This is a genomic window from Streptomyces sp. KMM 9044, assembly GCF_024701375.2.
Lineage (GTDB): Bacteria > Actinomycetota > Actinomycetes > Streptomycetales > Streptomycetaceae > Streptomyces.
The window spans coordinates 1,097,396-1,111,486 of the sequence record NZ_CP113910.1 but is presented as its reverse complement, the minus strand read 5'-3'; the positions used below and the strand labels follow the sequence as shown (position 1 = coordinate 1,111,486).

General features: G+C 68.8%; 14 protein-coding genes. 7 read left to right on the top strand and 7 right to left on the bottom strand.

Going from position 1 to position 14,091, the window contains the following annotated elements; all coding sequences use genetic code 11:
• Positions 1-13: 13 nt before the first annotated feature.
• Positions 14-1,996, bottom strand: coding sequence for an ABC transporter ATP-binding protein (locus tag HUV60_RS05115; RefSeq protein ID WP_257853112.1), 1,983 nt, complete (start codon positions 1,994-1,996; stop codon positions 14-16).
• A gap of 60 nt (positions 1,997-2,056) precedes the next feature.
• Positions 2,057-2,914: an alpha/beta fold hydrolase gene (locus HUV60_RS05110; RefSeq protein WP_257852020.1), complete on the bottom strand. Its 858-nt coding sequence runs from the start codon at positions 2,912-2,914 to the stop codon at positions 2,057-2,059.
• Between the two features lie 373 nt (positions 2,915-3,287).
• Between HUV60_RS05110 and HUV60_RS05105 the strand changes: the two genes are divergently transcribed.
• From HUV60_RS05105 to dpgC, 6 genes are all read left to right on the top strand, one after another.
• A complete protein-coding gene (locus HUV60_RS05105; protein WP_257852021.1) occupies positions 3,288-4,871 on the top strand; it encodes an MBL fold metallo-hydrolase in 1,584 nt (527 codons plus the stop codon).
• 67 nt (positions 4,872-4,938) lie between these two features.
• On the top strand, positions 4,939-5,760 hold the full coding sequence (locus tag HUV60_RS05100; protein ID WP_257852022.1) for a VOC family protein: 822 nt from the start codon (positions 4,939-4,941) through the stop codon (positions 5,758-5,760).
• Positions 5,757-7,112, top strand: a complete 1,356-nt coding sequence (locus HUV60_RS05095; RefSeq protein WP_331461973.1) for an aminotransferase-like domain-containing protein — start codon at positions 5,757-5,759, stop codon at positions 7,110-7,112. The genes HUV60_RS05100 and HUV60_RS05095 overlap by 4 nt, the downstream gene beginning before the upstream one ends.
• A gap of 64 nt (positions 7,113-7,176) precedes the next feature.
• On the top strand, positions 7,177-8,325 hold the full coding sequence (dpgA, locus tag HUV60_RS05090) for a 3,5-dihydroxyphenylacetyl-CoA synthase DpgA (RefSeq protein ID WP_257852023.1): 1,149 nt from the start codon (positions 7,177-7,179) through the stop codon (positions 8,323-8,325).
• Positions 8,326-8,336: 11 nt separating this feature from the next.
• The gene (gene dpgB, locus HUV60_RS05085; protein WP_257852024.1) at positions 8,337-9,005 is read left to right on the top strand and encodes an enoyl-CoA-hydratase DpgB; all 669 of its coding nucleotides are present in this window, start codon (positions 8,337-8,339) and stop codon (positions 9,003-9,005) included.
• The gene (gene dpgC / locus HUV60_RS05080; protein WP_257852025.1) at positions 9,002-10,339 is read left to right on the top strand and encodes a (3,5-dihydroxyphenyl)acetyl-CoA 1,2-dioxygenase DpgC; all 1,338 of its coding nucleotides are present in this window, start codon (positions 9,002-9,004) and stop codon (positions 10,337-10,339) included. Before dpgB ends, dpgC begins: the two co-directional genes overlap by 4 nt.
• 54 nt (positions 10,340-10,393) lie before the next feature.
• On the opposite strand, the gene HUV60_RS05075 is transcribed toward dpgC, so the two are convergent.
• The 4 genes from HUV60_RS05075 to HUV60_RS05060 form a co-directional block, all read right to left on the bottom strand.
• On the bottom strand, positions 10,394-10,828 hold the full coding sequence (locus tag HUV60_RS05075; protein WP_257852026.1) for a cold-shock protein: 435 nt from the start codon (positions 10,826-10,828) through the stop codon (positions 10,394-10,396).
• Positions 10,829-10,872: 44 nt separating this feature from the next.
• Positions 10,873-11,391: a beta-ketoacyl synthase N-terminal-like domain-containing protein gene (locus HUV60_RS05070; RefSeq protein ID WP_257852027.1), complete on the bottom strand. Its 519-nt coding sequence runs from the start codon at positions 11,389-11,391 to the stop codon at positions 10,873-10,875.
• Between the two features lie 64 nt (positions 11,392-11,455).
• Complete coding sequence (locus HUV60_RS05065) at positions 11,456-11,623, bottom strand: acyl carrier protein (protein WP_257852028.1); 168 nt, start codon at positions 11,621-11,623, stop codon at positions 11,456-11,458.
• Between the two features lie 14 nt (positions 11,624-11,637).
• Positions 11,638-12,336, bottom strand: coding sequence for a 3-oxoacyl-[acyl-carrier-protein] synthase III C-terminal domain-containing protein (locus tag HUV60_RS05060; protein ID WP_331462041.1), 699 nt, complete (start codon positions 12,334-12,336; stop codon positions 11,638-11,640).
• A 615-nt stretch (positions 12,337-12,951) separates the two neighbouring features.
• On the opposite strand from HUV60_RS05060, the gene HUV60_RS05055 reads away from it, so the two are divergent.
• Positions 12,952-13,164: an MbtH family protein gene (locus HUV60_RS05055; protein ID WP_269441130.1), complete on the top strand. Its 213-nt coding sequence runs from the start codon at positions 12,952-12,954 to the stop codon at positions 13,162-13,164.
• A 113-nt stretch (positions 13,165-13,277) separates the two neighbouring features.
• Here HUV60_RS05055 and HUV60_RS05050 read toward each other — a convergent pair whose 3' ends face one another.
• Complete coding sequence (locus HUV60_RS05050) at positions 13,278-14,090, bottom strand: thioesterase II family protein (RefSeq protein WP_257852030.1); 813 nt, start codon at positions 14,088-14,090, stop codon at positions 13,278-13,280.
• Between the last annotated feature and the right edge of the window lies 1 nt (position 14,091).

The window sequence follows — 14,091 nt, the reverse complement described above, 5'->3', positions numbered from 1 at the left end:
GGGGCAGTGCTCGTTACTCCGACGTTCCCGCCGTCACGGCAGGGAGCGGGGCTTCAGGGACGGGCTCGACGTCCAGCTGTTCCCTCGCCTGCTGGGAGAACTGCGTGTGGTACAGATCGGCGTAGAGCCCACCTGCCGCCAGCAGTTCCTCGTGGGTTCCGCGTTCGCGGATCCGACCGCCGTCGACGACCAGGATCTGGTCCGCTTCGCGGATCGTGGACAGCCGATGCGCGATCACGAGCGAGGTGCGGCCGGCGAGGGCGGTCTTCAGGGCCTGCTGGATCGCCGCTTCCGACTCCGAGTCCAGGTGTGCGGTCGCCTCGTCGAGCACGACGATCGGCGGAGCCTTGAGCAGCAGCCGGGCCAGCGCGATCCGCTGCTTCTCGCCGCCGGAGAGCCGGTAGCCGCGGTCACCGACGACAGTGTCGAGGCCCTCGGGCAGAGCGCTGATCGTGTCCCACATCAGCGCCGCCTTGCACGCCTCGACCAGCTCGTCATCGGTGGCTCCGGGGCGGGCGTACGACAGGTTCATCCGCAGCGTGTCGTGGAAGAGGTGAGACTCCTGGGTGACCACTCCGACGCTCTCGCGCAGCGACCCGAGGGTCAGATCGCGGATGTCCTGGTCGCCGATGCGCACGCTGCCCGAGGTCGGGTCGTACATACGCGGCACCAGCTGGGTGATGGTGGTCTTGCCGGCGCCGGACGGGCCGACCAGCGCGGTGAGCTTGCCGCCGGGCGCACGGAAACTCAGTTCGTGCAGAACCTGCGGTGAGCTTGCCGCGGTCCGGTCGGACTTGCGGCTCGCATGCAGCTCCAGCGACTCCAGCGACACCTCGTCGGCACTGGGGTAGCAGAACGAAACCGCCTCGAACGCGACATCCGGGGAGGCCGGAACCGTACCGTCGCGGCCTTCGCCCCCGGCTTCCGGGCGCAGCGCCTTGGCGTCGGGGCGCTCGGTGATCAGCGGCTTGAGATCGAGGATCTCGAACATCCGGTCGAAACTGACGAGGGCAATCGTGGCGGTCGCCTGCATCGACGACAGCTCGTTGACGGGACCGTACAGGCGCATGAGCAGGGCGACCATGGCGACCAGAGTGCCGAACGCCAGGGTGCCGTCGATGGCGAGAGCGCCTCCCAGGCCGTAGACCAGGGCCGTCGTGAAGCTGGTGAGAACGGTGACGATGACCGGCAGGATCCGGCCCCAGACGGCCAGCCTGACCGCGATGTTGCGGACCGCGCCGGCCTTGCTCGCGAACAGGTCCGCATCGTCCTGCGGGCGGCCGTAGAGCTTGGCGAGCATGGCGCCTGAGACGTTGAAGCGCTCGGTCATCATGGCGTTCATCTCGCCGTCGTGCTCCATCATCGACCTGCTGATCGGCTGCATCCGGCGCGCGATCAGCCGCGCGGGTACCAGGAACAGCGGGATCATCAGCAGAGCCGCCATGGTGATCTGCCAGGACAGATACAGCATGGTGCCGAGGACCAGGACCAGGGTGAGAACGGCGGAGACCGCCTGGACCGCCAGGGTCGTCACGGCCATGCGGGCGCCGGCGACGTCGGTGTTGAGCCGGCTGATGAGCTTGCCGGTCTGGGTACGGGTGAAGAACGCTAGCGGCTGCTGCTGCACATGTGCGAAGACCTCGGTGCGCAGCTGGTACACGACGCCTTCACCGATCCGGCCCGAGCACCAGCTCTGGGCGAAGACGATCCCGGCGTTCACGAGGGCCAGTCCCGCCAGCAACAGGCAGAGCCCGATGACGACGTCGAGATGCCCGGGCAGGATTCCTCGGTCGATGACAAGCTTGAGCATCAGCGGGCTGGCGGCTGCGATACAGGCTTCGACGACGGTGAGCGACAGCAGCAGCACCATCTGCCAGCGGTATGCCCGGGTGTACGAGAGAATCCGCCGCACCGTCCCCGGCTTGACCCGCCGGCCTCGGCCCGACTCGCCGTCCGGCCGCAGCCGCATCCGGCCCATGGATGGGCCACCTAGCATGGTCACGGGTGTTTCCTCCCTCTCTGTCTTCCTCGTATCGCATGAAGCAAAGAAACCGGATCAAGATCTGCTGACCGGCATGGGAGAACCCGCTGTTCGGTGTTGCGGTGTCAGACCCTTGTTCATGTCGAGGAACTCGATGATGGCCGCGTTCACGGCCTCGGGGCGTTCGAGGTAGCCGATGTGGCCGCATTGGGGAATCGTCACGAAGTCGCAGTCCGGGATGTTCCCTGCGACCTCGGCGACCAGATGAGGAGGGCATACACGGTCATCGGCGAAGGCGATGGCGCGGCATGGTGCGGTGATACCGCCCAGCGCCGCGCCGCGGTCGCCGAGCGCCGCGACGGCCGCCGACTGGCCGCTGACGTTGTTGCCGCTGGAGAGCTCGAACATCTCCAGCCACATGGCGACCGCGGTGTCGTCGTCGATGGTCGCCGGCGAGAGCATCTCCAGCACGGTTCTGGTGGCCGAGTACTTGGGCGGCAGCTGGACCCCGCTCGCCCGCAGTTCCCGTTCGGCCTCCGACTGAGCTCGGCGGAATGCATCGGTCCGCGACCGGGTGGCGATGAGGACCGCAGAGCGCACAAGGTGCGGCCAGCCGAGCGCCAGCTCCTGAGTGATCATCGAGCCCATGGAAGAACCCACGATGTGGCAGGGGCCGAGGTTCAGTTCCTCGATCAACCCCCGGGTGTCGGCGACCATCTCGGCTATGGAGTAGTCGCCCGCCGGGGCGTCCGACGGTGGCACACCGCGATTGTCGAACGTGATTGTTTCGTATCCGGCCCGGTTCAGCGCGGGTGTCTGATGCATGGTCCAGACACGGCCGGAGGCGGACGACCCCATGATCATGAGGACGGGTTCGCCGTGGCCCGAACGCTGATAGGCGAGCCGGATGCCGTTGGTCTTGACAAAAGGCATGGAGTGCTGGTCACTTCCTGCCGGGGAGACGATGAGGACATGGCTGTGGCGCAGCACACGATGCAGTACGCCACGGCCCCGATCAATACCACCGGTCGTCCCGGGCCGTGCGGCCGTCCTTTGGCGTTCAACTGCCGCCCCGGCCACAGTTGAACGTCAATGCTTCGCCCACGGCTGAGTAGAGTACTGTCCAATCGCCCGGAATCGGGCCGTGCCGCACAAGTCGAAGTCCCTTGGCGGCGTCATGAACTCAGCCTGAAAGTAATGCTCTCTCCGTGAACGCTGCGGCTGTCGAAAGCGACGCCGTCAGGAATTGGGCATGGATGCTTTCGGGCAGGCAGTTTCTTTTCATTCCTCTGGAGGAGCTCCGAAGATGGCCGACGAATCGTTGTTCCTGCGGTCGAAGGTTATTGTCGAGCCGCTGCTGGACAGATTCTTCGCCTGGCCGTACACGCTGGCGCCCGTGCAGTCCGCGATGAACCTCGCCTTCCTGCAGGTCCCCCTGCTCGAGTCCTACCTGCAGTCCCCGCAGGTCCACGTGGCCGCCAGCAACAACCCGGAGCTGCGCGGCGGCTACTTCATCAACATCCCCGAGGCACGCGCCGACGAGGTCAGCGATCTGCTCGCCGGCATCAAGCGGGACCGGGCCGCGATCCTGCGGTTCGCCGAGGCGATAGCCGCCGGCCAAGAACTGCTGCGGACGAACGCCACCGGATTCGACCTGACCCCGCTCTACCCCAAGCTGCCCACCGAACTGGGCGGCCTGATCGAGCTGGCCTACGACACCGACAACCAGGCGCAGATGCGCTTCCTGGAGCCGCTCGTCTACGCCAGCGAGGTCTACCAGGAATCCCGCCAATCGGTGCAGCTGTCGTTCGAGACCGGCATCGAGCGCCCGTTCATCCTCAGCACGCCCCGGCTCCCCTCGCCGGACGTCCTCGAACTGAATCTGCCTTTCCGTCACCCCGGCCTGGAGGAGCTGTTCAAGGCCCGCGTGCAGCCCACCAGCCTCGGCCATCTGCGGGAGGCGCTCGAACTCGACGACGCACAGGCGGAGCATCTGCGCGGCATGCTCAGCGACCGGCCGAGCCTCGCCGAGGACCGGCACATCGAGGGCGGCGGCCGTATCCGCTACTTCGGCCACGCCTGCCTGGTCCTGCAGACACCGCAGGCCGCCATCGTGACCGATCCGTTCATCAGCGCGGACAGCACGGCCGGTGACCGCTACACCCTGGACGACCTGCCCGACTACATCGACCTGGTGCTGATCACCCACGGGCACCAGGACCACATCGTCCTCGAAACGCTGCTGCAACTCCGCGGCCGCATCGGGAAGATCGTCGTGCCCCGCTGCTCACGCGGCAATCTCGCGGACCCGTCCATGGCCCTCATGCTCAAGCACCAGGGCTTCCCCGTGATCGAGGTCGACGACTTCGACGAGGTGGAGTTCCCCGGCGGCCGGGTCACCGCCACGCCGTTCCTCGGCGAGCACTGCGACCTGGACATCCGTGCCAAGTCGACGTACTGGGCGGAACTGGCCGGCAAGAAGGTCTTCATCGGGGCCGACTCATCCGGCATCGAGCCCGCGCTCTACCGCCACGTCAAGCAGCACCTGGGAACCGCCGACATCGCCTTCCTCGGCATGGAGTGCGACGGTGCGCCGCTGACGTGGCTCTACCAGGCGCTGCTGACGATCCCCATCACCAAGAAGATGAGCAACTCGCGCAAGCTCTCGGGCTCCAACGCCGAGCAGGCCGCCGCGATCATGACCGAGCTGGGTGCCGGCGAGGCGTATGTGTACGCCATGGGCGAGGAGCCCTGGCTGGGCCACGTCATGGCCACCACCTACACCGAGGACACGTACCAGCTCAAGCAGATCGAGGAGTTCCTGGACTGGTGCAAGAACCGCGGGATCACGGCCGGTCACCTCTACGGACAGCAGGAGTGGCGCTGGTAGAGATCCCGGGCGGGGCGCCCGGAAACCACCGAAGCCTGTGACCGCGGCACTGCAGGAGGAGCTCTCGATGGCTATACACGACGTGGCTCATGTCGAGCTGTTCGTGCGCGACAAGATGGCGGCACTCGACCACTTTGTCTCCGGCATGGGCTTCACCCCGGTCGCGGACTCCGTGGAGGTCGACAGGAGCTCCACCCTGCTGAGTCAGGGCGACGTGAGGCTCGTGGTGACCACCGGCCACGGGATCCGGAGCTTCCTGAACGAGCATGGTGACGGCATCGCTGACATCGCCTTGACGTGCGACGACGTGGCGGCGACCCGGGAGCGGGCGGTGGCGGCCGGTGCCAGGCCGGTCGCTTCCCGCTACGGGGTCCCCTGCGTCACGGCGTTCGGCGACGTCTGCCACACCTTGCTGCCCCAGCGCCCCGCCGGCACGGCACCGCCGGGCCGGCGATGGGTGGCGGTGAGCGGGCGGCCGGCGCCGTCGGCCGGCCGGATCCGGCGGCTGAATCACGCGACGGTTCGCCTCGAACGGCACACGGTCGAGGACCAGGCCGACTTCTACCGGGATGCCTTCGGGCTTTCCCGCGACCGGTTAGGACAGGCAGCCGCCGGCGGAACGTCCGGGGGCTCCCTCGTGGTGCGCAGCGCGTCCGGACGCGTGACCCTGGCGCTGGCGGCCTCGCCGGCCGACGCCGCCGATCCCGGCCCCCTCGACGACCTCCCGCAGCGCGGCGGCGGTGTCGTAGCGGAGGGTCTCGTGTTCCTGACCGATGACGACACGTTCTCCTACGAGTTCGTCCAGCCCCGGCGCGTCCCGGGATCCGGCCGCACCGGGTCCGCGGCCCGGTACGAAGCGGCGGCCCGCGGTCAGCTGGCCGTACGGTGAGGGGCGCCGGCTTCGCGGTCACCGGGCCGGAGACCACCGCGAACCTCGCCGTGCTGCACAGAGACGAACTCCACGGAAGTCTCAGCGACCCGGTGCTGGACACCATGAACTTCCTCAACGAGGTCATGTACCTTTATCCGCAGGCGATCTCGTTCGCACCCGGCCGCCCGTACGACGGCTTCTTCGAGACCGGCCATGTCATCGACTACCTGCGTCGCTATCTGGAGCACCTGGAGAGCGGCGGAGCCTCCCCCGACCGTGTCCGGTCCGCGCTCTTCCAGTACGGCCCGACCGCCGGGCAGATCCGCGACGTGATCGCCGACTGGCTGCGCCTGGACGAGCAGATCGACGTCAGCCCGGAGTCGATCGTGGTCACCGTCGGAGCCCAGGAGGCGATGCTGCTCGCCGTACGTGCCCTCGCGGCCGGGGAGCAGGACGTCATCCTGGTCGCCAGCCCCTGCTACATGGGCATCACCGGTGCCGGCAGGCTGCTCGGGGCCGAGATGACCGCGGTGGCGGAGCACCCCGACGGCTTCCGCTGCGCCGACCTGGAGGCCGCGATCCGAGCCGAACGGGAGCGCGGCCGCCGCCCGCGGGCCTTCTACGTGATCCCCGACCATTCGAACCCCTCGGGCACCACCATCGCGCTGGAGACCCGCCGGGAACTGCTCGAACTAGCCGCTCGCGAGGACATCCTGCTGCTGGAGGACAGCCCGTACCGGTTGGTGAGCCCCGGCGAGCAGCTGCCCACGCTCAAGGCCCTCGACACCGATCGCCGGGTCGTTCACCTGGGCTCGTTCTCCAAGACCCTCTTCCCCGGTGCCCGTGTCGGCTTCGTCGTCGCGGATCAGCCCGTCGCCGACGCGACGGGCCGGGTCGGGCTGCTGGCCGACGAGCTCGCCAAGATCAAGAGCATGGTCACCGTGAACACCTCCGCGGTCGCGCAGGCCGTCGTGGCGGGGATGCTGCTGTCCGCCGACGGGCGCGCCTCGCGGCTCAACTCCCGCACCTCCGCCCACTACGGCGATGCGATGCGGGGCGTACTGGAACAGCTCGATGCGGAGTTTCCCGAGGACGAGCGGAAGGCGCTCGGCATCCGCTGGAACAAGCCCACCGGAGGCTTCTTCCTGTCCGTCGAGGTCCCGTTCCGCGTGGACAACGCCGCCCTGGAATCCTCGGCCGAGGAGTTCGGGGTCATTTGGACACCCATGTCGTACTTCTATCCCCAAGGCGGCGGCGAACACGGCCTCCGCCTGTCCGTCAGTTATCTGACCCACGAGGAGATCGTGCAGGGGGTCGGCCGGCTGGCGCGCTTCATCAGGACCCGCACCGCGGCCTCACAGGAAGGGTGATCGACGTGTCAGCGGCAGTAGGCACCATCCGAAGCAAGCCCCGCATGTGGGGGTGGACCTACCGATGACCATCAGCGTGGAGCTTCCCGGACCCGCCCCTGCGCAACAGCCCGCCCTCGACGTGAAGAACGCGGGCACGGTCGGCATCGTCGGTGTCGGCACGGCGACCACCGGGACCTCGTACTCGCAGCAGGAAGTCCTCGAAACCTTCGGGATCACCGATCCCAGAATCCGTTCCGTCTTCCTCAATAGCGCCATCGACCGGCGCTACCTCACCATCCCGCCCAGGGACAGCGACGGCGCCCGCGTCGTGGAACCGCAGGGCGAGCTGCTGGCCAAGCACAAGCGCATCGCCCTGGACATGGGCGCCAGGGCCCTACGCACCTGCCTGGAGAACTCCGGCCACGAGCTGGCAGACGTCGCCTACCTGTGCTGCGTCACCTCCACCGGCTTCCTCACCCCGGGCCTCAGTGCCCTGCTGATTCGCGAAATGGGGATCTCGTCCGCGACCAGCCGGGTCGACGTGGTCGGCATGGGCTGCAACGCGGGGCTGAACGCCCTCAACGCTGTCGCCGGCTGGGCCGCGGCCAACCCCGGCAAGGTCGCCGTCATGGTGTGCGTGGAGGCCTGCTCGGCCGCCTACGTGATCGACTCGACCATGCGCACGGCCGTCGTGAACAGTCTGTTCGGCGACGGCGCGGCGGCGGTCTGCGTGGTGGCCGACACTCCAGATGCGGCGCACGGTCCCGGCGACGTGCCGCAGGTGCCGGGCAGCCCGCGCATCCTGGGCTTCGCCAGCCATCTCATCACCGACGCCATCGACGCCATGCGCTACGACTGGGACGGCGAGCAGGCGAAGTTCAGCTTCTATCTCGACCCCGAGATCCCCTACGTGGTCGGCGCCCACGCGGAGCGGGTCGTCGACCGGCTACTGTCCCGGGCAGGTCTGGGCCGCCGGGACGTCAGCCACTGGCTCGTGCACTCCGGCGGCAAGAAGGTCATCGACGCCGTCCGGATCAACCTCGGCCTCACCCGCCACGACGTGCGGCACACCACGGCAGTGCTGCGCGACTACGGCAACGTGTCGAGCGCCTCCTTCCTCTTCTCCTACGACCGGCTGCTCAGGGAACGGGTGGTCCAGCACGGCGACTACGGCGTCCTGATGACCATGGGACCCGGCTCGACCATCGAAACGGCGCTGGTGCAATGGTGACGGAGGCTCAGATGGACAACGACAGTCCGATACTGGAGGTCGACGGACGCCGGCCCCTGTCGGCGGACCGGATCGACGCGATCGGCGAAGCGTGCGACCGGGCCGAGGCACACGGCGGCAGGCTCGTCCTGCATGTCTCCGGCGCCCCCGAAGGGTCCTGGGCGGACGACCTCACCGTGTCACTCGTCAGCAAGTGGGAGCGGGCACTGCGGCGCCTGGAGCGGCTGCCCGCCGCCACCGTCGCCGTCGTCGACGGCGACGGCGACGTCGGCGGACTGGCTCTGGACGTGCTGTTGGCCACCGACTACCGGATCGCGACCGGATCCGTACGACTGGTACTGCCGGTCAGTGACGGCGCCACCTGGCCGGGAATGGCGCTCTACCGCCTGGGCCGCCAGGGCGCCGGCGCCGCGGTGATCCGCAGGGCGGTGCTCTTCGGCACTCCCGTGGAGGCGGCCGAGGCCTTGGCCGTTCAGTTGGTGGACGAGGTGGTGGACGATCCGGCACGCGCCCTGGAGCTCGCCGGGGAACGCTTCACAGCCGTGGCGGGCAGCGAACTGGCCATCCGCCGCCAGCTGATGCTCGAGGCCTCCACCAACGGCTTCGAGGAGGCGCTCGGCGCTCACCTGGCGGCCTGCGACCGTGCGCTGCGGCGAGCTGCCGCAGGAGTGGCGTCATGACCGCGGCCGCCCACCTCCGGGAGGGAGCGGGCGACCCTCCCGCCGCCGTACGGAGGAATCTGACACACGCGCGCACCGTGCTCACCCGGGCCGCCCACCACACCCAGGGCCTGCTGGCCAAGCTGCCCGGGCCGGCGGAGAGGTCCGTGGAGCAGCGTGAGGCCGCGGCCGCGGCGACGGACGCCGCCCGCACGCTCCGCGCCGTCTTCATGGACACGCATGCGGACGCCGTCTACGACGAGCTCACGGAGAACCGCAGCCGCTGCCTGAGTCTGGCCGAGCTGGCCGAGGCCGCGGCGTCGGCGTTCCCCGGCCTCGTCCCCACCGCCGACCAGCTCAAGGCCGAACGAAGCGTGGTGCAGGCGGACAAGGAGGGCCTGGAGATCGACCAGGGCATCTTCTTCAGCCGGCTGCTGCGTTCGCCGACGGCTGGTCGGCACCTGATCGAATCGCTGCTGCGGCCGACACCTCGCGCGCTCGCACTGCTCGCGGAGTTCCGTGCGACGGGCTCGGCGGATCTGGGTTCCGTACGGATCGAGCGCACCGACGGCGTGGCACACCTGACGATGTGCCGCGACGACTGCCTGAACGCCGAGGACAACCGGCAGATCGACGACATGGAGACGGCGGTGGACCTGGCGCTCCTGGATCCGGAGGTCGAGGTCTGCCTGCTGCGCGGCGGCGTCATGACCCATCCCCGCTACCGAGGGCGGAGGGTGTTCAGCGCGGGAATCAACCTCAAGTCCCTGCACGCGGGGGAGATTTCACTCGTCGACTTCCTCCTCCGTCGCGAGCTGGGCTACATCCACAAGATAGTGCGCGGGATTCGGTCGCAGGACGGCGACGACTGGCGCACGCCGGTGACCGAGAAGCCCTGGGTCGCCGTGGTGGACACCTTCGCCATCGGCGGCGGTGCCCAGCTCCTCCTGGTTTTCGATCACGTCGTCGCCGCCTCCGACGCGTACTTCAGTCTCCCGGCGGCGAAGGAGGGGATCATTCCCGGCGCGGCCGCCCTCCGGCTCGTCCGGGCCGCGGGCACCCGCCTTTCGAGGCAGGTGATCCTCGAGGGACGCCGGATCTGGGCCGCGGAACCGGAGGCCCGGCTGCTGGTGGACGAGGTCCACGAGACCGAGGACCTGGACCATGCGGTGGAGCGGAGCCTGGAGCGCTTCCGGGCGCCCGCCGTCGTCCCCAACCGGCGGATGCTGCATCTGGCGGAGGAATCCGTGGACGACTTCCGTTGCTACATGGCGGAGTTCGCGCACCAGCAGTCGCTCCGCCTGTACAGCGCCGATGTGCTCGACAAGGTGGGTCGCTTCTCAGCTGTGAGGTAGCCGGACGCCGGCGCGGGCGGGGGAGGGGTGCGGCATCGCACCCCTCCCCCAAGCTCAGTCCTCGGTCCAGCCGTGGTTCTTCGCGGCCTGCAGCAGACCGCCGCGAATCCGCACGATCTGCTCCCCGGTGAGCGACGGCGCCGCCGACAGCAGCACCTCGGTCACCTCGTGCAGGTACTCGTGCGCCGTGAGCACATCGCAGAGCGAGTCGCCGTCCACCTGCCTGACCGGGACCGGCGTTTCGCCGACGGACGGGGCCCGGAAGGCCGACGGCTTGATACCGGCTCCCTCCGGGAGCCGGACGGACGAGGCCTTGAGCCCGCGATCCCCTTCTTCGACCTCGAACTCGACGGCGAGACCGGCGCGTAGCTGGTGCTCGGGGATCAGGAGATCGTTCACGTGCAGGAAGACGTCTTCCCCTCCGCACTCGGGTGCGATGAACCCGAAACCCCGCGAGCTGTCGAACCGCACCACACTGCCGGCAACCATGCCACCACCCCAGAAATGAATCGGGCCCCTTGCCCGGACGAGCATCACGAATTGGTGCCGGTCGCGCAAGCGGTGGCGAGGCTGAGAGCCGGTCCGTTCAGGCCCAGATCCAGGGCCACGGTGGCCGCGGCCACGTTCCCAATGGCCTTGGGGACGGTCAGCGGATTGACCGGCCGAGGCGGGGTGCCCAGCAGCCGTCCCGACTGCTCCAGCCACGTCCCGAGGCCTCCGACGCCGGTGCCGATCAGGACCCCGACCCTGGTCGGGTCCCAGCCCCCGTCGCCCAGAGCGGCGTCGGCGACGGCTTCGCGGGCCGCGGCGACGGCGTACTGAGTGAAGACGTCCATCCGACGCGCCTCGGTGCCCAGCACCAGGCCCGCGTCGAAGTCGGTGACGGCACAGCTGAAGTCCACGGCCGTACCGCCGAGCCGGGCGTCGGGAGCCGCGGACGGCAGCCCGGCGCAGGTCGCCTTCCAGGCGGTGGCCGTGTCGGCTCCGGCCGGTGTCACCATCCCGAGGCCCGTGATGACCACGTCCCGGTGCCGCTGCCCGCGTGTGCTCATGCCGGTATGTCCGCGCCGCGTGACTTCAGGAGCCCGGCCAGTTCGGCCACGGTGGTCGTGCCGCTCAGGTCTCCTCGGCGACCTCGATGCCCAAGTCGTCTGTCAACTGCGCGCCGAGTTCCGCCAGGGACAGCGAATCGACCTTCAGGTCCAGGAAGGACTTCTCCGGGTCGATGGTGCCCGGAACCTTGTACACGTTGCCCAAGAGGTTGGTGAGGTACTCGATGAACACAGGTGGTCCTTCCTTCAGAGCTCTGAGGAGACGGCGGTCAGCTGTGGCCAGATCAGCGCTGTCGACGCCCAGCTGAGCCCGCCGCCGAAGGCGGTCAGGGCCGTCCGGGCGCCGGGGGCCAGGGTGCGGGTCGCCAGCGCGCCGGCCAGCGCCAGCGGGATGGAGGCGGCCGCCGTGTTCCCGGTCCTGGCCAGCTCCCAGGCCATGCGTTCGGGCGGGAGGCCGAGCCGCCTGGCCAGGGCGTCGGCGATGCGTGCGTTGGCCTGGTGCGGGACGAGCAGGTCGATGGTCTCCGGACTCCAGCCGCAGTCCTTCACCACCCGCAGAGCCGAATGGGCCATCTGCTCGATGGCCCGCAGGTACACCTTCCGGCCGGCCATGGCGAACCAGCGGTCGCCGGTCGGCTGTTCGCGGGGTCCGGGAATTCGGATCAGTTCCGCGCCCTCGCCGTCGCTGCCCAGGTCGTACGCGAGGAGCGCGCCGGGCTCGGCGGCCCGACCCGCGCGGAGCACCACCGCTCCGGCGCCGTCGCCGAAGAGGACGGCCGTGGACCGGCCGGTGGGGTCGACGACGCGTGAGTAGGCCTCCGCCGCGACGACCAGGACGCTGTCCGTGATGCCGGCGGTGATGAGGGCGCCGGCCGACGCCATGGGGTACAGGAATCCACTGCAGACGGCCGAGATGTCGAAGGCCGGTATTCGTCCCTGCCCGATGCGGTGAGCGATCTCGGGTGCTGCGGCGGGGCAGGGGCGTTCGGGCGTGTCGTGGCGAAGACGAGGCCGCCGATCGTGTCGGTCCCCTCGGAACGCAGGGCGTTCTCGGCGGCCTCACAGGCCAGATCGAGCACCGAGAGTTCCGGGGGCAGACGGCGGCGGGACCGGATTCCCGTCCGCGTGCGAATCCATTCGTCGCTGGTGTCCAAGTCATCCGGCAGGGACGCGTTGTCGATCGCGGTCGCCGGCAGACAGGTCCCGAGGCCGGCGATCACGGCCGATGGGTGTGTTCCAGATTCTCCCCGGGAAGCAGTGCCGAGGTCGGATGCGCTCATTTGACCGCCTCTCGGAATATCTGCGCGATCAACGTAGTAGACCTGCGGTATGAGGGGATTTCTTGGCTCGGCGACCGTACCCATTCCGGGAGCGGGGCACAACCGGCAGATGAGGTGTTTCCGGAGGTGAGCGGTCACACGTCGTTCAACTGGTGCGGTGGATCAGTTGAACGAAGGTGTGGTGACCGCGGTCGATTGACTAGCCTCCGGTGACCGCTGCTGATCGGGGACGGCCCTGACCGGCCGCCTGATTTCACACCTTCTCGGAAGGGACGGCTTGGTGACGAATCCATTCGACGACCCGGATGCCCACTACTACGTCTTGGTCAATGACGAGGGCCAGCACTCCCTGTGGCCGGTCTTCGCGGACGTGCCGGACGGTTGGGAGAACATATTCGGTGAGGCGGGCCGTCAGGAATGCCTCGACTTCATCGAGAAATCCTGGACCGACATGCGGCCCAAGAGCCTGATCGAGGCCATGGAGAGCAAGTAACCGACCTCTGCCCGGGTGGTCCGCCGTCCGGGCAGAGGTGAAGCCCTCCAGCGCAGCAACAGCTGCCGCTGGAGGGCTTTCGTCCTTCACGGGGTTCTTCAGGGCGGAGGTTCTCAGCCCGCCGGGCGGGGCGAGTGCCGGTCCAGGCCCGCCTGGTGCAGGTGGTTGGGCAGGGCGTCCACCATCTGTTTCATCATCTGGTCCAGGACGAAGTGGCCGGCCTCGACGCGGTGCAGCGAGAAGGCCGCGCTCGTCTCCCCGCGCCAGGCCGCCAGGTCTTCGAACGTCACGAAGGGGTCGTGAAGGCCGCCCACTGCCGTGATCGGGACGTCCAGTGGGCCTGTCTGCCCTGACATGCCCTCCTCCGCGACACGGAAGTCGGCCCGAAGGGTCGGCTCGAAGATGTCCATGACCTCGGGGTCGCCGAGCACGGATTCGTCGATGCCGCCGTACTGCGCGACCCGTTCGAAGAACGCCTCGCGCGGCAGCAGATGGATCGACTCCGAAGAACGCCGCACGGGACCGGCGATGGACGAGACGAACAGCGCGGTGGGAAGCCGCCCTTGGCGCTCGCCGATCCGGCGGGTCAGCTCCAGCGCGACGATGCTGCCCGAGCAGTGTCCGACGAAGACGAACGGCCGGTCGACCAGCGGGGTGACCGCCTGCTCAAGGGCGTCGACGAGCGGCTGGAGGTCTTCGAAGGGCGGCTCGTCTATTCGGTTCTCGCGCCCGGGGTAGCGCACGGCGCACAGTTCGGCTCCGGGGAGCAGGCGCCTTGCCCACGGGGCGAACGCGGCCGCCCCGCCGCCGGCGTGCGGGAAGCAGAACACCCGGAGCTCCGGGTTCGCCATGCGCTGGGGACGCGCGATCCAGCGCTTGGCGGACAACAGCATCCGCGGATCCATTGCTTGAGACGTGCTCGTCATG